Source organism: Kitasatospora sp. NPDC001095, assembly GCF_053598615.1.
In genome coordinates this window covers 41,156-59,051 of the sequence record NZ_JBSFKQ010000050.1, presented here as the reverse complement: position 1 = coordinate 59,051, position 17,896 = coordinate 41,156, and the positions used below count along the sequence as shown (strand labels likewise).

The 17,896-nt window shown below is 69.6% G+C and carries 16 protein-coding genes and 2 pseudogenes; 9 read left to right on the top strand and 9 right to left on the bottom strand.

Annotated elements, in window-relative coordinates; genetic code table 11:
• Positions 1–119: 119 nt before the first annotated feature.
• Positions 120–437, bottom strand: a complete 318-nt coding sequence (locus ACWDBB_RS29905) for a hypothetical protein (protein ID WP_352294630.1) — start codon at positions 435–437, stop codon at positions 120–122.
• 573 nt (positions 438–1,010) lie between these two features.
• On the opposite strand from ACWDBB_RS29905, the gene ACWDBB_RS29900 reads away from it, so the two are divergent.
• Positions 1,011–1,208: a hypothetical protein gene (locus ACWDBB_RS29900; RefSeq protein ID WP_352294632.1), complete on the top strand. Its 198-nt coding sequence runs from the start codon at positions 1,011–1,013 to the stop codon at positions 1,206–1,208.
• An 802-nt stretch (positions 1,209–2,010) separates the two neighbouring features.
• A complete protein-coding gene (locus ACWDBB_RS29895; protein ID WP_352294634.1) occupies positions 2,011–2,838 on the top strand; it encodes a hypothetical protein in 828 nt (275 codons plus the stop codon).
• 1,657 nt (positions 2,839–4,495) lie between these two features.
• On the opposite strand, the gene uppS is transcribed toward ACWDBB_RS29895, so the two are convergent.
• From uppS to ACWDBB_RS29880, 3 genes are all read right to left on the bottom strand, one after another.
• A complete protein-coding gene (gene uppS, locus ACWDBB_RS29890) occupies positions 4,496–5,266 on the bottom strand; it encodes a polyprenyl diphosphate synthase (protein WP_449792537.1) in 771 nt (256 codons plus the stop codon).
• Positions 5,267–5,429: 163 nt separating this feature from the next.
• A complete protein-coding gene (locus tag ACWDBB_RS29885) occupies positions 5,430–6,215 on the bottom strand; it encodes a hypothetical protein (protein ID WP_449792536.1) in 786 nt (261 codons plus the stop codon).
• On the bottom strand, positions 6,212–6,511 hold the full coding sequence (locus tag ACWDBB_RS29880; protein WP_449792535.1) for a PadR family transcriptional regulator: 300 nt from the start codon (positions 6,509–6,511) through the stop codon (positions 6,212–6,214). The genes ACWDBB_RS29885 and ACWDBB_RS29880 overlap by 4 nt, the downstream gene beginning before the upstream one ends.
• A gap of 84 nt (positions 6,512–6,595) precedes the next feature.
• On the opposite strand from ACWDBB_RS29880, the gene ACWDBB_RS29875 reads away from it, so the two are divergent.
• Positions 6,596–7,642, top strand: a complete 1,047-nt coding sequence (locus ACWDBB_RS29875; RefSeq protein WP_449792534.1) for a hypothetical protein — start codon at positions 6,596–6,598, stop codon at positions 7,640–7,642.
• Positions 7,639–8,418 (top strand): polyprenol monophosphomannose synthase, encoded by a 780-nt coding sequence (locus tag ACWDBB_RS29870; RefSeq protein ID WP_449792533.1) that lies wholly within the window; start codon positions 7,639–7,641, stop codon positions 8,416–8,418. The genes ACWDBB_RS29875 and ACWDBB_RS29870 overlap by 4 nt, the downstream gene beginning before the upstream one ends.
• Before the next feature lie 973 nt (positions 8,419–9,391).
• Here ACWDBB_RS29870 and ACWDBB_RS29865 read toward each other — a convergent pair.
• From ACWDBB_RS29865 to ACWDBB_RS29855, 3 genes and pseudogenes are all read right to left on the bottom strand, one after another.
• A pseudogene (locus tag ACWDBB_RS29865) lies at positions 9,392–9,935 on the bottom strand (DDE-type integrase/transposase/recombinase); the annotation flags it as partial.
• Positions 9,936–9,991: 56 nt separating this feature from the next.
• Positions 9,992–10,315: pseudogene (locus ACWDBB_RS29860) on the bottom strand (leucine zipper domain-containing protein); the annotation flags it as partial.
• Positions 10,316–10,375: 60 nt separating this feature from the next.
• Entirely contained in the window at positions 10,376–11,494 is a 1,119-nt protein-coding gene (locus tag ACWDBB_RS29855; protein WP_449792532.1) for a caspase family protein, read from the bottom strand.
• 337 nt (positions 11,495–11,831) lie between these two features.
• Between ACWDBB_RS29855 and ACWDBB_RS29850 the strand changes: the two genes are divergently transcribed.
• From ACWDBB_RS29850 to ACWDBB_RS29830, 5 genes are read left to right on the top strand one after another with little or no spacing between them, the layout of a single operon-like run.
• Positions 11,832–12,167, top strand: a complete 336-nt coding sequence (locus tag ACWDBB_RS29850; RefSeq protein ID WP_234355843.1) for a hypothetical protein — start codon at positions 11,832–11,834, stop codon at positions 12,165–12,167.
• A gap of 40 nt (positions 12,168–12,207) precedes the next feature.
• Positions 12,208–13,998 (top strand): hypothetical protein, encoded by a 1,791-nt coding sequence (locus ACWDBB_RS29845; protein WP_449792531.1) that lies wholly within the window; start codon positions 12,208–12,210, stop codon positions 13,996–13,998.
• The gene (locus ACWDBB_RS29840) at positions 13,995–14,180 is read left to right on the top strand and encodes a hypothetical protein (protein ID WP_051826426.1); all 186 of its coding nucleotides are present in this window, start codon (positions 13,995–13,997) and stop codon (positions 14,178–14,180) included. The genes ACWDBB_RS29845 and ACWDBB_RS29840 overlap by 4 nt, the downstream gene beginning before the upstream one ends.
• 44 nt (positions 14,181–14,224) lie before the next feature.
• On the top strand, positions 14,225–14,782 hold the full coding sequence (locus ACWDBB_RS29835) for a hypothetical protein (RefSeq protein WP_033354999.1): 558 nt from the start codon (positions 14,225–14,227) through the stop codon (positions 14,780–14,782).
• Positions 14,783–14,840: 58 nt separating this feature from the next.
• Positions 14,841–16,406, top strand: a complete 1,566-nt coding sequence (locus ACWDBB_RS29830) for an AAA family ATPase (RefSeq protein WP_033354984.1) — start codon at positions 14,841–14,843, stop codon at positions 16,404–16,406.
• A 221-nt stretch (positions 16,407–16,627) separates the two neighbouring features.
• Here ACWDBB_RS29830 and ACWDBB_RS29825 read toward each other — a convergent pair whose 3' ends face one another.
• Both ACWDBB_RS29825 and ACWDBB_RS29820 read right to left on the bottom strand, forming a co-directional pair.
• A complete protein-coding gene (locus ACWDBB_RS29825) occupies positions 16,628–17,659 on the bottom strand; it encodes a YihY/virulence factor BrkB family protein (RefSeq protein WP_033354982.1) in 1,032 nt (343 codons plus the stop codon).
• Between the two features lie 45 nt (positions 17,660–17,704).
• A complete protein-coding gene (locus tag ACWDBB_RS29820) occupies positions 17,705–17,866 on the bottom strand; it encodes a YqaE/Pmp3 family membrane protein (protein WP_158714208.1) in 162 nt (53 codons plus the stop codon).
• Between the last annotated feature and the right edge of the window lie 30 nt (positions 17,867–17,896).

Sequence of the window (17,896 nt, the reverse complement as noted above, 5' to 3'; positions counted from 1 at the left end):
AGTCCAAGCACACCTGCTCGAACTCCTCGGTACCGACGAAACCCGACCCCGCTGGCTGGAGACCTAAAACCCCATGTGCGAAGTCACCGGCTAGCGCAGGTGCAACCGAGGGTATGCGATCAGCGGGGTCGGATGTCGAGGTCCAGCTGCCAATAACTCACATCCTTGTGGAAGGTAAAGCCGAGATCGGTGAGCTGGGAACCCACGTAGGCGGCCGAGCGGGCTACGTTTCCGGAACTGTCCTCCACACGGACAGTCGCCGGAACGAACGTCCCACCGCTCGCCACGATCACCGGGACGCCATCCCGGTACTCGATTGCCAGCGTCGCGATGTCCTCGGGCTTGACCTGATCGGCCCGGACGAGCGAGGGCTGGGTCGCTGCGGTCCCGAGTGTCGCCGGGGCCGGCCCCTTGGAGTCGGGCGTGTTCTCCGACATGGTCTCTCCTCACCGACCGGCTTCCTGCCGGCCACTGGGAGCCTCCCATGACCCAGCGTGGTCAGGCAATCACGGGTTCCCCTCAATGTCGACGACACCACTAGAACAGCAACATTGCGCGGCAAGCGGCTCTGACACCCGAGGCGGCACCTTCGTGGCCGCCGCCCGCCGCCCACGAACAGCCAGGAAGGTGAGTCGGCCCCCTTTGCGCGCCAAGCGGTCACTGACGTCCTCCATGCCGGCTACCTGGTGATGCGGCGCCGCTGGGAGCTGGCCGAGCGGATGCTCGCCGAGCGTCCGACCCAGACCCCGACGGCGGGACAAGGTGCCACGGCGCCAGCTGAACCCCCCAGGGTGAAACCCGCGCCGTCCCCGGCGACGCCCCGAGGACGGTCGGGACGGCGCCGGCCGCCGTCCCCGGTTCCCGCCCCGCGGCCGCCGCCCCGGACCCGGGCTCCGGCCCCGCAGGTCTGTCCCCCGGGGAGAAGCGACCGGGGGACACGACGCTGCCCGCAGCGCCGGAAGGACATCGGGGTCGAGCGAGGCCTGGACGGCGGCGACGGCTGGGTCGCGGTGTACGCGGGCTACTTCCTCGGCGACGCCGCCACTCAGCAGGCTGTCCTGCGCGCCACCGCACAGGAGGCCGCCCGCACCGTCCACCAGCCCTACCTGGAAGACCTCTGGCGACTGAGGAACAGCCGGCGTCACCGTGATGCCACCGGTGTGGTCGGCCACCGCCACCCGGCGGGCGGTGCCGGGCGAACTTGGTGAGGCACACCCCGCACAGCCGCGGTCCTTGGTCGAAGGTGAAAGGCGGGATCTGGAGTCGCCGCGGTGGCGAGCACCCCGAGCGCACGACGGCGAACCGGCTGCCAGAGCGGGGACTGCGAGGGGCCTCTGGGCTGCTTCGTCCGGGTGGCTGCCCGGTGGACGGCCCGGCCGGCCGTTCGTGGAGCCCGAGCTGTGGGCGGGCGAGGAGGCCCTGGCGCCGTCGGGGGTGGGAGTCAGGCCACGGCTCGCGGTCGGCTCCGGTGACACGCTCATCCCTGCAGGGCGCCTGACTTGCAGTCATGCGCCGCTGGGGCCCTACTGGAGGACGGAAGCCTTCAACCAGTCAGGAGTGCCTGTGTCTTCGTTCCTCCTTCGCGGTTCACGCGGTGTCCCGCCTGTCGGCGCGGGTTCTTCGTCGTCGCGGGAGTCGGCCTCGCCGCGTCGGTTCTTGTCGCCCGGTGCGGTGGCCGGGGTCGTGTTCCTGTCGGGGGTGGTACTTCCGCTGGCGGTGGTCTCACCTGCTCACGCTGCCGGGGAGAGACAGGAGCAGTGGGGACCGGGCCGCTGGGAGTGGAGCGTCCCCAAATTCGTGGATTCGATCACTTTGACCCTGTGGGCCGGTGGTGGCGGCGGTGGTGGCGGCGGCGGTGGGGGTGGGGGCGCCAGCGGCGGCGGTGGGGGTAACGGCGGACGGGCCGGAATCATCAGGAAGGACGGTGGTGGCGGTGGTGGCGGTGGCGGCGGCGCTTCGGGCGGTGGTGGTGGCGGTGGCGCGGGCAGCGGCGCGTACGTGACGTGCCAGGTGAAGGTGGAGCCGCCGGAGACGCTGACCATTGTCGTCGGAGCCGGCGGAGCAGGCGGTGAGCGCGGCACCGGCGGAGAGGGCGGCATGTGGGCCAAGGGCAACGACACCTTCTTCGGTGGTGGCGCTGACGGAAGCCCCGGGAAGAGGGGAAACGACGGGCTCCGCGGATACGACGGGGGAGCGAGCGCTGTAACTCGCGTTACCAGCATCCTCGACACCGTCCCTCTTCCCGCGACCCTGGCCTCTGCGGAGGGTGGCAAGGGCGGAGCGCCGGGCAAGGCCGGGCACGCCAGCAAGCCCGGGGGCGGGGGGACCAACGGCGACACCGGAAGCGGCGCACCCGGCGCGGGTGGTGCCGGTGCGAGGTTGTTCGGAGCGGGCGGGCCTGGAGGTGCCGCCAGCACCAGTACCTCCAACACCTGTGAAGGGATTGCAGGAACCACTGTCACCAAGATCCCGGGTGATGCCGGCAAGGCCGGAGCTGCTGGCGATGCGGGCATGGACGGGGAGGTCGGGAAGAAGAGTCCCGTGCACAACATCGGCAAGGGCGGGCCGGGCGGGATTGGTGGCTCCTACGGGGAGGGCGGGAAGGGCGGCGCGGTGGGCTCTCTGTATGGAGCCGGCGGCTCAGGCGGTGACGGCGGACGTGGAGGAAGCGGCGGCGACGGAGGTAATGGCGGGTTCTTCGAACCGAATGCCGGCAGTGCCGCCGACCCCGGCTACAAAGGCGACGACTCCGGTTACGGAATCATCGGCGACGTAGGCACCAACGGAACCAAGGGCGGCGACGGAGCAGTAATCATCACGTGGAACTCGCCCTTCTGACCAGCCCCACAAGTCTCCGGCCGCAGGTAGGGGCCGGCACATCCAGCGTGGCGCCGCGGCCACTCCGTGTCTGCCTCCTCAACCGCCGTGCAGTCCGGGCCCGCCGTGGACAATCTCCCGGCGACCGACCGGGGGAAGTCGCGCGCCGGCCTGCGTGATCGGGCGTGGTACCACCAATGGCGGGCGGCGGGTCGGCGCAAAGGGCGGACGCTGGTGAAAGCGCCGCGGCCCAGGAGTCGGTGAGGAGTCGGAGCCGATGAGGTGAGGAGCAGGCGCGCAGAGCAGGAGCGGCCAGTGCCGGCCAAGCATCCGTCGACGGCTCCCCTCCCGTCGGCGGGCCGCCCCTCGCGGCCCGTTCCGCCCTCTGATGCAGCAGCGCCCTCCGATATGAACTGACGGAACGTCGGCAATCGACCATGGGGCGCGAAGGGTTTCGGACGCGGGCCTCGTGCCGATGCCGGCATCCCGGCGGGGCCGGCCGACGGCCTCGGCCCAGGCTGCCGAACCGCCCTCGTCCCGGCACCCGCACCGCCGGTACACCCTGCCCCGCTGCGCACGCTGCCCCATGTGTGTTTCTCCTTCTTGAACGCGGTGACCCTGGTCCAAGGCTCGCTGCTCGGCCGGGAGTGGCGGCAGAGCGTGCGGGGCGGTGCGCGAGGCACGTCAGGACCAGCCGGCGAGGACACGCTCAAGACGACACACCGCCCGGAAGGTCACCAACCGTAGCCAGTGGGTAGTCGACCTTGATCCGCCCGGGGCGCCAGGGCTGGCCAGTGGCAATGCACGATGGGCTGCAGCGGTAGGCGGGCGGGTCCTTCTGAAGGGCCGACAGATTGCTGCTACTCGCAGTGACCAATGCCGGTCCGGGACCCTGGGGACCATTTGGGGACCAGCCTGGGACCGCGCCCGGTGAGCGCCCATGAGCGCCCGTGGGCGATAACGGGCATCTATGTACGAACTTGAACCCGATTGCGCATCGCGCGGATTCGAGCCATGTCGACCGTGGATCTCCATGATGAGCATCAACTTCCCATGTATTCAGCGCAGTTGAGCAACAAAAGAGCCGAGACCCGAAGGCCGCGGCTGTCGACAATAGTTGAACCCCTTGACTGGGGGTCAAGGGGTCGCAGGTTCAAATCCTGTCGTCCCGACTGGGGTTCTCCCCATTGTCGCAGGTCAGAGGCCGTCTTCTCGTTCGCGAGGAGGCGGCCTTCGGCATGCCCTGGGGCCTGCCTCTCACATTCGTCTCACGGTTTCATGGGTCGACGCCGGGGCTGGAGGCTAGCCAGGTGTCGTGAGCTGGGGGCTATATTCGCCTTTCCCGCCCGAATGTCCGATCTATCGATCACTGCATGGGTTCAATGGTTGCTCGGCGTGATCGCGGATTCTGGCTGGTGGGTTCGCACTTGACGCTTCTGCCGTCGGTCAAGTGCGCGCCGAAAGGTCCAGCGGCTGCCCAAGAGCCGGATGAGCCGGGCGATGATGAGCCAACATCGCAGCCAGCTGTGGGTCGGGGCACGCGCTGCGGGTCTGCCGGTAGCGGATTCGGATCCGGTCGTACAACGCAGGGGGTGGCGCCGTTGGAGATGGGGCAAGGCGGCCGTGGATCTTCCGGCCTGGGGTCTGACGAGTGGTCGGTAGGTGCTGGTGCCCTGCCTCAGTGGCCGTAGCGCCGTTCCCTGCTGGCGAAGCTGCGAATGGCGCGCAGGAAATCGATTTCGCGGAATGCGGGCCAGTGGGCCTCGCAGAAGTACAGCTCCGAGTAGGCGCTTTGCCAGAGGAGGAAATTCGACAGACGTTGTTCGCCGCTGGTGCGGATGACCAGGTCGGGGTCGGGCTGGCCGGCGGTGTACAGGTGGGGGGCGACGTCGTCGACGCTCAGGGTGTCGGCGAGTTCGGTCAGCGACTCGCCGGACTCGGCCCGTGCGTACATCAGCTCGCGGAGCGCCTCGATGACCTCCTGCCGGCCGCCGTAGCCGACGGCCAGGGTGACGTGGGCTCCGGTGGTGCAGGTGCGGGTGGCCTCGACCGCTTCCTTGAGGGCGTGGGCGGTGCTGTCGGGGAGGGTGTCGATCAGGCCGGCGAGGTGGACCTGCCAGCCGGCGTCCGGCTGGGTGAGCCGGCCGGCCACCACCTGTTCGATCAGCTGCATCAGGAAGGCGACCTCGGTGTCGCCGCGGCGCTGGAGGTTCTCGGTCGAGCAGAGGAAGACGGTGACGTGCTTGATTCCCAGGGCTTCGCACCAGGACAGCACTTCCTCGACGTGCTCGGCGCCTGCTTTGTGGCCGAGGCTGAGGTTGGCCATGCCCATCTGCCGGGCCCAGCGGCGGTTGCCGTCCACGATCAGGCCGACGTGCCTGGGCAGTGGTCCTGCCATGACGTGGCGGCGCAGGCGGTGGGTGTAGAAGGAGCGGAGCAGGTCGGGCATGGGAGCCGTCCAAAGGGTTTGGAACGCCCGGCAGTTCGGGCAGGGGCGGGTTTGCGGAATCACCAGAGGCTGTTGGGGGGCATTCGCGGGATGGGGCAAAGACGGGCAGGCCGAGCCGGGCGGCCGGCCGCCCGGCCGCGGGAGTTCGCGCGGGTACTGCGAGTCAGCCGGCTGTCGGCAGCTCGCGCAGGTCGCGCAGGGTGCCCGTGCATGCCGCGGTCAGCAGCAGCAGGCCCACGCCGACAGTGACGCCGAGCACATGGAAACCGCCGCCGGCCACGGAAACGCCGAGGATGGTCGCACCGCCGGTCGCACTGGTGGCGGCCAGCGTCCAGACACCGAGGCGGAGTCGTCCGGCGTGCGGCGGTACGACCGCATCCGCGCCGACACCGGTAAAGATCCGGGGGATCTGGATCGCCCCCAGGCCCAGGGCGATCCACCAGGCGGCGAGCACGGCGGTGCGCAGAGTGGGCGGTGAGGCCGCCGCGTCTATGCCGTGCACCAGGACCACCACGCTCGCGCCGAGCACCGTCGGTACGGCGAGGCGCCGAACTGCCCATCGCAGCAGCGTGGCCGTGGCGCCCAGGGTCGGCCGGGGCCTGGGCGCGACGAGCGCGATCCCGAGCAGCAGCAGGGTGGTGCAGCCGTGCGTGATCCCGTTGCGGACGCCGTCGGCGGGCAGCGGGCCGCCCTGCTCGGCCACCAGATGGCTGAGGAACCAGGCGGCGAGCGCGACTGTGATGCCCATGGTCGCCACCCGCCGTTGCCGCTGGGCCGGGGAGTCGGCGGGCCAGAGCGCCGGGTGCAGCCACATGTCGGCGATGCCGGCGATCAGATTGGGCCACGACTTCCAGCCCACGCCCTGGGCTTCCTCCTCCACCATGGCGCCCCAGCGCTCGCGGAAGGCGTCCGGGTAGAGCCTGACCAGGTTCCGGACGACGACGCTCACGCGGGGTTCACCCCCAGGCGCCGCAGCCCGGCGGTTGCCACCCGGGCCATGGAGCGCAGTTCGCGTTCCAGTACCTCCCGGCCTTGGGGTGTCAGCCGGACCGGGCGCTGGCGCCCCTGCCCGTCGAGCGGCTCGATCAGTTGCTTGGACTCCAGTCGGGTCAGCGCCCCGTACAGGCTGCCGGGGCCGAGGCGTTCCCCGGTCAGTTCCTCGATCGCCGCGTTGATGGCGTATCCGTGCAGCGGTCCGTCGGCCAGGGCGCAGAGCACCAGCGTCTGGGCATCGTTGGCTTGCATGCCGATCCCTTCGTTCTGACGCCGCACCATACTACGCGTCATGAAGTACGCGCCACGTAGTACGCGGCATGTACTATCGCCGCCATGCATGAAGATATGACGCGCCCTCACATCGCGGTCCCGGTCCTGCCGGTCGGGCACCGCGCTCGCCCGGTCACAGTCACAGCGCTGTGGACCTCCGTCGCAGGCGCCGGCGTCTTCACGGCGTTCGCCTACGTCACAACGCAGGTGCGCGTCGTGCGGGCGGGAAGTCCCTGGCAGGGCGATCCGTACGACACGGTCGTGACCTTCACGATCTTCTTCGTCCCGATGCTCGGCGCTCTCGGTCCGGTGCGGGCGCTGTTGTGCCGCCGCGACGAACCGGTGCCGCTGTACAGGGTCGAGCAGATCCTGCGGGCCGTACTGGTCTGCACACTGCTCGTCGCGGCAACGGTCGCCACCGACTGGGTGGCCGTGGCCGCCCGCGCGGACCGCGAACTCTGGAACGGTGGTACGCCTTGGCTGATCGGCTCGCTGGTGCCGCTCACGGGAGTCGTGGTCGCGGGCCTTCTGCTGCATCGGCGTGCGGTCCGACTGCTGCCGAGGACGTCAGGCGGGAGCCGGCGCCAGGTGGGCGGGGACTGGCTCGGAGATGTCGTGCCCCTGGTGAACGCACTCGCGCGCCACTCGAGCGCGGCGCGCGGACTCGCCGCCCGACTGGGCCTCGGCGACGCGGTCGACTTCATCCGCCGCCGCTTCACCGTGTTCGCTGCGGCGGCCGCCCTTGGTGCGGGCCTGCTGGTCGCCACGGGGCTTGCGGTGGGCGAGGGTTGGCAAGGGTCACTGCTCTTCGCCGTCGAGACCACCGTGTTCGCGGGCGGCACCTTCGCCTTCCTGGAGATCTGCAACAGCGTCCTTCGACTCACCGCACCGCGCACCGTGTCGGGAGCGCGACGAGCTGCCCGGATCGGTGCCACCGCGGGGGCAGCAGTCCTGCCGCTCTCACTGGCGCTGCGGGATGCGGTGTGGCGCGCCCTGGGGCTCGGCGGCCAGGTCGACTCCGTTGGACGGTGGGCGGTCGTCACACTCGCCGGCGCGCTGCTGACGGGCGCGATCGCCTTCGGCGTGGCGATGATCGGAACCACGCAGTGACGACGGAACGCAGTTTCCCGAAGGTCACGGTCGTTGTCCCCACCTACAACGAGCGGGACAACCTGCCCCGGCTCGTCGGCAGGCTCACGGCCCTGCGACTGCCGGACCTGCATGTACTCGTGGTCGACGACAACTCCCCGGACGGCACCGGTGACGTCGCCGACAAGCTGGCACTCGAATCACCGGAGGCCGTCGCGGTACTGCACCGCACCGATAAGGACGGGCTGGGTCGCGCCTACATCGCCGGCATCACCCGTGCGCTCGACGAGGGTGCCGACATCGTGATCCAGATGGACGCCGACCTCTTCCACCCGGCGGAGGCCGTCCCCGCGATGGTGGACGCGCTGTCCAGCACGGACGCAGCAGCGGTGATCGGGTCCCGTTACGTGCCGGGCGGCTCGGTCGCCACAGAATGGCCTTGGCGCCGCAGGGCGTTGTCTGCGTGGGCGAACCTCTACGTCAACGCCATCCTGCGGCTGAAGGTGAAGGACGCGACGGCCGGCTTCAAAGCGTGGCGAGCGGAGACCCTTCGGAAGATCGACGTCCATTCGATATGGAGCAACGGCTACTCGTTCCAGGTCGAGATGAATCACCGGACGGTCAGTCAGGGCATGTGGATAGCCGAAATACCGATCCGATTCGAGGAGCGGAGCACCGGAAAGTCGAAGATCGGCCTTGCGGTGCAGATCGAATCCGCTCTCATGCCATGGAAGTTGTTGTTTGACAGGCGTGGTGACGGCGCCGGCCGCCGGTGGTGGCCGGCCACCTGGAGATGATCCTGATTCGAGACAGCGGATACCTCCCTCGTGCGTCAACGGTGCACCATGGTCGGAAGGGAGTTGGCGCTCACTCCGCGTCGGGGAGGTGAGTGGTAGGAAGCGCTCTGAGGGAGTCGAACAGGGCTACAGGCGGGGCATGACGCAAGTCACTGTCGAACTCTCCCCTCGGTCGATGCCTCTCACATGCCTCTCACGGATTGGACGTCATGAGGCGGCATCAAGCGTCGTGCGGCTTGGACGAGATGGGCCCTGACCTGCGTGCTTCGGACTGGTAAACATCAGTCAGACTCCCTTTCGGCCGCTGGGGGTCAAGGGGTCGCAGGTTCAAATCCTGTCGTCCCGACTGGAGTCCGCTCCATTGTCGCAGGTCAGAGGCCGTTTTCTCCTTCGTGAGGAAGCGGCCTTCGGCGTGCTCTGGGGTCTGCCTCTCACGTTCGTCTCACGGTTTTCACAGGTCGACGGCGGGGCTGGCGGCTGGCTCGGCGTCGCGAGCGGGTTGGTTTATGTGCTTTTCTCGCTTATGTCGGATTTGTCGACCACTGTAATGAGTTGGATGGTTGCCCGCCGTGATCGGCGATTATGGTCAGACGGTTCGCACTTGACGCATCTGCCATCGATCAAGTGCGCGCCGGAGGGTCCAGCAGCCGCCCAAGCGCCGGGCGAGCTGGGCGGCGATGGGCTGCTTCGTTCGAGGGGTCCCTGTCCAGCGCGTCACCGACGCCGCGCGGACCTGGCGGCCGTGAAGGCGCTCGCACCGGACCGCCGTCATGTCAATCAACAGGCTCTATCTACAGGCTGGTTACGCGTCCATTTGATGTGCGGACGATGAGTCGGACAGCCGGTGGGGCCTTCACCCGTGAAGGTGGACACGTGGTTGGTTGTCACACGGCGAGCGTGAGCTTAGCGGTGTGGTGTCGGCGTTCGTATTCATTGGGGCTGGGATGGCCCTTGGCGCGGCGGGTGTTGTAATCGAGCGGGTGACGCCCAGGCCGGAACACAGGTCGGTGAAGACCCTGGACCCGTATTGCGCCCTGTGGTCGGAGTGGGACACAGCCCCATCCAAGCCGCCGCGGGTCGCGGCTGCCATCCGCAGCGCGTCGGCGACCAGGCCGGTGCGCATGTGGTCGGCGATCGTCCAGCCCACGACCTTGCGGTTGAAGCCGTCCAGCACGGGTCGTGAGGTAAAGGAACTCCCCGTCTGCCAGGGGTAGATAGGTGATGTCGCCGATGTACTTGCGTCCCGGTTCGGTGGCGGTGAAGTCCCGCTGGAACAGGTCCGGGACCGTCTGGGCGTCCGGAGTCGGGGACGGTGGTGCGGACTCTTCTGCGCAGGCGGATACCGGCGATGGAGTACGTCCGCGTGACCCAGGCGACCCGTTTGTGGTTGATCGGCGTCCCGGTTTTGCGGAGTTCCGCGGAAACCTGCGTGAGCCGTAGGCGCCGCCGAAGTCGGTGTGGATTCTGCGGATCTGTTCGGCCAGGATCTGGTCCTCGCGTCGGCTGACGGCCCTGGCATCGGCCAAGAGCCCGGAAAGCTATCTCGCCGGCCTTCACCTCCGCGCCTCGATGACGTCAGCACGCGGTGCACGGTTGCTGGGTTGAGCCGCAGCAGGTAGGCGATGCGGGCCGGGCCCCAGCGGCGCAGGACGCGGACCTTGATGATCCGCCGCTCGGTGCGCGACGGGGTCCGCCGGGGGCTGCGGTGCGGGCGGCTGGAGAGGTCGCTCATACCGGCCTCGCCCAGCGCCCGGTAGCGGTCCGCCCAGCGCTTGGCCGTGGTGGGCGAGACCTGGAAGCGCTCGGCGGCCCGCCGCAACGGCCAGCCGTCGTCGACCACGCAGCGGGCCAGGCGCAGGCGTCCGGTCTCGGTCAGCGGTGCGTTACGGTGTGGCATGAGGGCCTTTCTGGCTGAGGTGCAGATGTCGCAATCCACACCGAGCCAGAAGGCCCTCACTCATTTCAAGATCACCACGCCGTGAGCCCTGTCACCAACCTCCGTGGTCAGTACACCTAGTGCCTCCACCAGTACCGACGCCGGCGGCAGGGCCAACGCGGAGAGCGTCACCGGGTAGCTGAGCGCCGGATCGGGTGACCAGCCGGACGGCTCCACCAGGGTCCGGTCGACCCTGACCTCCCGGGCGGTCAGCAGGTGCCGGTCCTGGCTGCCGGGCCCGGGCTCGACGCTGAACTCGGTACCGCCGGCGTCCGGGCCGCCGCGCAGTCCGTGGACGGTTCCACAGTCCACCTCCCAGCCCGAAGCACCGTGGCGGAGCAGGTGAGGGCTCGGGGCACGGACGGCCCCGCCGAGGAACGGCCGGTCGGCAGGGCCACCGGCCTCCAGGGGGAGCAGGACCGGGTGCTGGCGTTCACCTGAACCCTGCACCCGGCACTGCACGGCCGCCATCAGCCGACGGTAGCTCAGCTCCGGGCCGCCCTGCTCGCCGAGCGCGCCGAGGAGTGCGTGCGTGAACACGCCGTGACTGCGTCCGTCGAACCAGTCCTCGAACGCGGGCTGGTTCAGCCGACTCGCGGCCAGCAGGACGTGCCCCGGCCCGGCCGCGGGACCGGTGACGTCGCGGGCCGTCGCGAGCGCCACCCAGGACGGATCCGGTGGAAGGAGGCGCGCGCTGCCCTCGGCGTCCCGGGTCGCGCCGCCCGAGAAACAGCAGTCGAGGACCGCGACGACATGGGCACCGCGGGCGGCGACCTCGTCCAGCAGGGCCCCCAGCTCCTTGTCCGGCAACGGCCCGTCGGCGCAGACCAGGGCCTGGCAGCGGCCGGTGGATTCGACCTTCAGCTGCTCGGCCGTGGCGTCGAACTCGGTCCCGTGGCCGGAGAACCAGAGCAGTGCGGTGTCCTGTGGCCCCGCCTGCCCGAGATGCCCGCGGATGCCGTCGGTGACCGCACGCACGGTGGCGTCGGTGTCGAGCAGCGTCCGCACAACGGGCTCCGTCACCTTCGCGTCCAGCCAATGCTCAGCAGCAGCCGCGTCATTGACGCATCCCTGGAGCGAAGCGCGGCCGAGCGCCGAGTAGTCGTTGATCCCCACCAGGAGTGCAAAAACCGTCCTCATGGGCAGAAGTGTTCCAGGCGGACACCGCCCCGGCGGTCCGGTCGACCGGGCGAATGGTGGGCAGGAACAGGTCGTCATCCGGCCATGCGCGTGCGATCACCTGCACGGCTTCGCAATATGGCAGTGCGATCACTATCCTTCCCTTCTCGACCGCGCGGTGTGAGCGCGGTGTCACTCCATGGTCATCGGGGGATTCATGGGTTTCATTGAGCAGCCCCGCCGCGTCGTGCGACCGGGCCAGGCGACCGCGCCCGCTCGGGCTGCGGCGAGCGGTCCGGCCACCGGCGGGCGACCGACACAGACCCGCGTCGGGGCGGATCGGCTGCGCGCGAGGCCGGTGAGCTTCCTGAACGCCGTACGCCGACTCGACGCCGGACTCGACCCGGCCGCCTGCAGCGAGCTGGCCGACTGGCTCAAGGAGCACTACACCACCGAGTTCGGCGACGTCCCGCTCGGCTTCCTCGCCACCTGCTACCTCGGTGCACCGTACGTCGACCATCAGCTGAACCTCTTCCACTCGATCGTGGACCACTTCGCCCCCGGGGATCCGATGCCCCACCCCTTCGCGGCCGCCCGGATGCTGGTGCGCACCGGCGCCTACGCCTTCGTCGAGGTGTACGACGGCGGCCTGGTGCTGCCGGTACTCCCGGACGGCAGCGTGGTACGCCCGTGAAGCCGCCCCGCCGACTGCTCCACCGTGAACGGAGACCCGTATGACAGAGGTGGACCACGTCCTGCGCAACCAGGTGGCGCAGGTCGACAGACTCGTGCACCGGCTCTCCGAGCAGGTCGGACAGGTGTCCGGCCAGGTCTCCGCCGTCGGCATCGCGCAGCAGCAGACCCAGAGCGACCTGCAGCAACTGCGCGCCGACTTCCTGGCCTTCGCCCACCAAGCGCAGCTGACCGCCAACGTGCAGCGGGCCGAGACCCGCATCGGTGTCATCCAGGACAAGGTCGACCACGAGTTCGGCCACCACAAGGTGGTCCGGCGCACCGCCGTCGGCATGCTGCAGGCCTTCGACCTCGGCCTGGTGTCCGAGGCGACGGTGACCTCGGTGAGTGAACAACTGATGATCCAGACGCCGCGCTACTGGCTCGCGCCCGCCCTGGTCGCCCTCGCGGCCTGGTCCGCCGACGACCCGGCGCTGTGCGAGCGGGCGGTGGACGAGGCGTTCCGGCGCTCACCGGAGCGCACCTCGCTCCTCTTCGCGCTGGTGCTGCGCAGACAGGGCCGCCAGCAGGCCACGGTGCGGTGGCTGCGGCACTACCTGATCGCCCAGGACCCGGCCGCGCTCGGTCGGGAGTTCGCGGTCATCCTGGAGTCCATCTCGCAGGGGGCCTTCGGCGCGGGCGGCCGCGAGATGCTGCACGAGACGCTCGGGCGGTGGCGCGAGACCCTGCTCGGCGACGACGAGGCCCGGGCCGCCCAGGTACGTCGGTGGCGTGCGGAGATCGACAGCCTGCGCGCACCATCGGCCGCCGGCGAGTTTCCCCGGCTCTCCCAGGTGTCCCCGCAGTGGCCGCAGTTGGACGCCGTACTCGCCTCGGCCCGGGCCCAGCAGGCGATCCTCGCCAAGTACACCGCGATGATGGCGGGCGAGTCCCTCCCGTCCGAGCGGCTCGAGGACGCCATCGACGACATCCTGGACCGGCTGGTCTCGGAGTACGACAACGAGGAGCTGCCGCTCCGCCGCGACCTGGCGTTCAACCAGGCGGTGGTGGCGTGCGACGGCGACCTGGACGCCGCCAGGCAGGCCGTGGACGTGGACTCCGCTTCGCTGGAGGAGACGCTCGACTACCTCACCATCCAGTCCACCGCGGCACTCAACCCCTCGGCCATCGGTGCCTCGGCCTCCACCCAGCGGCTCGCCGTCGCCGCCTGCCACGAGTGGTTCGCGCAGGCCCACGCCGGCTTCAGCCGGGACTACCGGATGGCCGAACCGCCGGACGTTCACGCGGTGTTCGCCACCAGCCACACCGTCGGGGCCCAGGTCTTCAACCTGCCGCAGTGGGCAGGGTCGTTCAACACCCCGCTCCCCGCCCTGGAACAGTCGCTCGCCCAGCACTGGGACCAGCACACCGCCCCCTTCCTGGCCTCGCTGGCCTACCCGCTGCAGCGCCAGCTGGTCATGCTCGGCGGCGCGCTCGCGCTGCTGCTGTTCGTCGTCGGCCCGATGGACATCGCGGTCGCCCTCGGCCTGGCGGTCCTGGCCGGCGGCATCTGCGGAGTGGTGCTGTACACCCGTTCCGAGGCCGCCCGGAAGGCCACGGACTCGGCCAAGGAGCTGCTGGCGCGCGCCAAGAACGACTCCATCCACCAACTGCGCGGCGCGTGCGCCGAGTACACCGACTGGAAGACCGCCTACCGGAACGCGGACCAGGTGGAGACCCGGACCCGCGAGTTCATCGGCTCACTGGCCGCCGCCGGCCACGCCCACAGCCCGTTCGACGGGCGCACCGTCCGACCCGCCGACGCCACGCCGCGGTCCGGAGGAACGCAGTGACCACGCCCTACCCCGCCCCGCCACCACCGCGTCGCCCCGCCGCCTCCCCGTGGGCGGCCAGCCCCAAGTCCACCACGGAGCGGGCCACGAGCCGGCTGCGCCGGATCGTCGAGGGCCTGCCGGACTGGGAACCGCTGCCGCCCGGCGAGGTGACGGTGCGCCGCCCCGGAAGCGGGCTGTGACACCGGCCTGGCGGCGGCGTGTGACACCGGCCAGGCAGCAGGCAGTGCGAACACCCGGACCACTCGGCGGCCCGTACCACGCCTGGGCCGACTTCCTGGAACGCTGGTCGGCGGGCGAGCCGGTCGACGACACCAGCCTGCCCGCGCTCACGCCCACCGACTTCCCCGAGGACACCTGGCAGCGGCTCGGGGTGCGGATCAGGGAAGCGCTCCAACAGCGCCTCCAGGCCTGGGCGGACGCGCTCGTCGCGGCCGTCAACGCGGCCGACGACGAGTTCGCTGCGGGCCGCGCCCTCGCCCAGGCCCGCACCGGGCTGCACCGGATCCGGGCGCTCGCCGGCCACCCGCAGCTCCCGGCCGACCTGAGGGAGAAGCTGACCGCGATCATCGACGACCAGACCCGCCGGGCCCAGCAGGACCTGGAACGCGAGCTGGAGCGCCGGGCGTCGCGCGAGCACGACCAACAGGCCGTCGACGCCCGCCGCCGCACCCTGCGCGACAACCCGCTCACCGCCGTCATCACCGCCACGCCCCCGGCCGACCCGGGCGGCTGGTCCTACGACCCCGCCGACGGGCCGCGCCGCCGCATCGTCCCGGGCTGACCGCGTCTTCGACCCGCCGTCCTACCGCCGTCCCGCCGAACCGAGACCCGAGGCCCAGATGTCCAACTACGCCGAGAGCCGAGACGACCTCGACAACTACCTCACCGCGCGAGTACCGGTGATCGGCCTGCGTACCATCGAGCAGCAGCGGGCGCTGCGGCTGGTGAAGGAGGTGGCGACCCGGTCGCGCCGTAGCAGCCAGCCGTTCTGGATCTACACCAGGGCCACCGGCCTGCGCGACCTGCGCTCCAACGCCACCGTCCAGGACGACCGCTCCCTGACCGGCGCCATGGAGTTCGCCGCCGCCCAGTTCACCAGCCGCCCGCAGGCCACCCTGATCCTGGTCGACCCGGACGGGCTGGAGACCGACACCCACTTCACCCGGCACGTCGCCGAACTCGCCCGGCTGGCCGACGCCAACGCCGGCAGCATCGTCCTGATCACCGACAGCCCGATCTGGAGCGGACTGCAACGGCTCGGCATGAGCCTGCAGCTCGAACTGCCGGACGCCGACGAGATGTACGGCACCATCAAGAGCTTCCTCGACGACCACCACGGTGTGGTGCCGATCGAATGGAACGAGGACGACGCGCGCCGCGCCTCGGAGTTTCTGCTCGGCGTGACCGAGGCCGAAGCGGTCAACCTGATGGCCACCATTGTCGCCAAGGGATCGGTCCAGCGCGACGACGTCCTCGCACTGGCCCGGGCCAAGGACCGGATCTTCAGCGACCTCGCCGGCCTCGAGCGGGTCCAGCTCAAGGCCTCGGACTACTCCGTCGGGGGCCTGAGCAGCCTGCGGGGATGGCTCCAGCGCAAGCACGAACTGATGCACGCCGATCTGCGTGGCACCGACCTGCGGCCGCCGCGCGGCGTGCTGCTGGTCGGCGTGCCCGGCTGCGGCAAGTCGCTGTCCGCCAAGGCCATCGCCTCCCAGTGGCAACTCCCGCTCTACCGGCTCGACATGGCGAGCATCCACGGCAAGTACCTCGGCGAGTCCGAGGGCCGGATGCGGGAGGCCCTGGAGACCGCCGACCGGGTGGCGCCGTGCATCCTGTGGATCGACGAGATCGAGAAGGGGCTGGCCGGCAGCCACGACATGTCCGGCGTGCCGCAGCGCATCATCGGCCAGTTCCTCTTCTGGCTCCAGGAGTCGGACTCCCGCGCGTTCGTCGTCGCCACCGCCAACGACGTCCGTAGCCTCCCGCCCGAGCTCCTCCGCAAGGGCCGCTTCGACGAACTCTTCTTCGTCGATCTCCCCGACGCACAGGACCGCAAGGAGATCATCGATCTCTACTACCGCAAGTACGTCAAGGTCGAGCCCGACCCGAACCAGGTGGACCGTCTCGTCGACCTCTCCGAGGGATTCGCCGGCTCCGACATCGAAGCCGCCCTCCACGAGGTCGGCGCCGAGGTGCACCTCAACGGAGGAGCCGCCAAGCTGCTCCCGTCATTCGTGCTCGACACCTTCGCCAACACCACGCCGCTCAGCCGGACCAACCCCGAACAGATCGAGGAGATCCGTACCTGGGGCCGCGACCGAGCCGTCCCGGCCGGCCGCACCACTACCACCACGACGTCCGGTACCTCCGGCACACCCCGCCGTGTCGTCTTCATGGGCGAGTAACCGCCCGCCCACGCGTGCGCCGGGGGTCTGTACTGTAAACGGCTCTGTCCCGTAATCGGTGGTAACCGCGCCACGAATAGCGGAAGAACCCGGTCGGACGTCGGCGGTGTGAGACGCCGGTATTCCTGGCCCAATATCGCCATTCGCTACGGGGTTGAGATACCAGTCGGCCATTACGGTGCCCGCATCCGAGGTCTTCCGGCGGCGAGGAGGAGCGGGAGTCAGTGACTGGGGCTGTCGTGATCTTGTGGGGTGTCGGGCGGTGGTTTGTGGGTGTCGCGGGGTTCGGGGCGGGGCTCTTTCCCGGGTGGGTGACCGGCTTCGATGGCTCGTCTGCGTTCCAGCTCGAAGTTGAACTCAAGGCCCAGCAGGATCGCGACGTTGGAGACCCAGAACCAGAGAAGGAAGAGGATCACGGCTCCGATGCTGCCGTAGGTGCTGTTGAGGCTGCTGAAGTTGGCGACGTAGAGGGCGAACGCGCCGGAGGCGATGATCCACAAGGCTACGGCGACCAGGCTTCCGGGCAGGATCCAGCGCAGCTTCGGTCGTTTGGCGTTGGGCGCGGCCCAGTAGAGCAGGGTGACCATCGCAGTGACGATGATGACGAGGATCGGCCATTTGGCGATGCCCCAGACCTGTACGGCGTTTTCGCTGACTCCGAGGATCTTCCCTGTCTTGGTGGCCAGGGTGCCGGTGAAGACGACACCGGTAGCGGTGAGGGCGAGGAGCACGACGAGGACGATGGTCAGGGCGAGTCGTGTGGGCAGGGTCTTCCAGAGTGGGCGGCCTTCGTCGATGCCGTAGACGTGGTTGGCGGCGCGCATGAAGGCCGCGATGTAGCCGGAGGCGGACCACAGGGCGAGGATGATCCCGATGGCCAGTGCGATGCCTGCCTTGCCCTGGGCGGCTTGGAGTTGCTGCACCACGGTGGTGAGGATCTGGCGGACGGATCCGGGGCCGAGGTCGCGAAGGTGGTCGAGCAGCGGCTTGGTGGCGGAGCTGCCGATCAGCCCCAGGATCGACACCAGCGCGAGCAGAGCGGGGAAGATCGCCAGCAGACCGTAGTAGGTGAGTGCGGCTGCCGCGTCCCTGAGGTTGTCGGCCTTGAACTGCCTGGTGGTGCGTTTCAGGACGGCCCACCACGACCTCTTGGGCAGGTCGGTCGGGCTCTCGGGGGGACGTGCTCCACCGGAGGCGGGCCGGGTTTCGTCGGCTGCGCTTACGTGCCGGTGTTCGTTCTCGTGTCGTGACATGGGTGTCAACCCGGCGTGTTGGCTGCCTGCTCTGGGGGTGGGGCCTCAGTCCTTGACCACCTGGTAGATGCCGTAGATGACTCCGGGCACGTGGCCGCACAACTGAAGGAGGAAGGCCCAGAGCACCTTAATACTCGGCCCGTCCTTGATCAGTACTGCCAGGCACGGCAGGACCAGGCACAACAGCACCAAAAGGACCTTGACCATGATCATTCCTCGTTTCGAGGCGCGATGGTC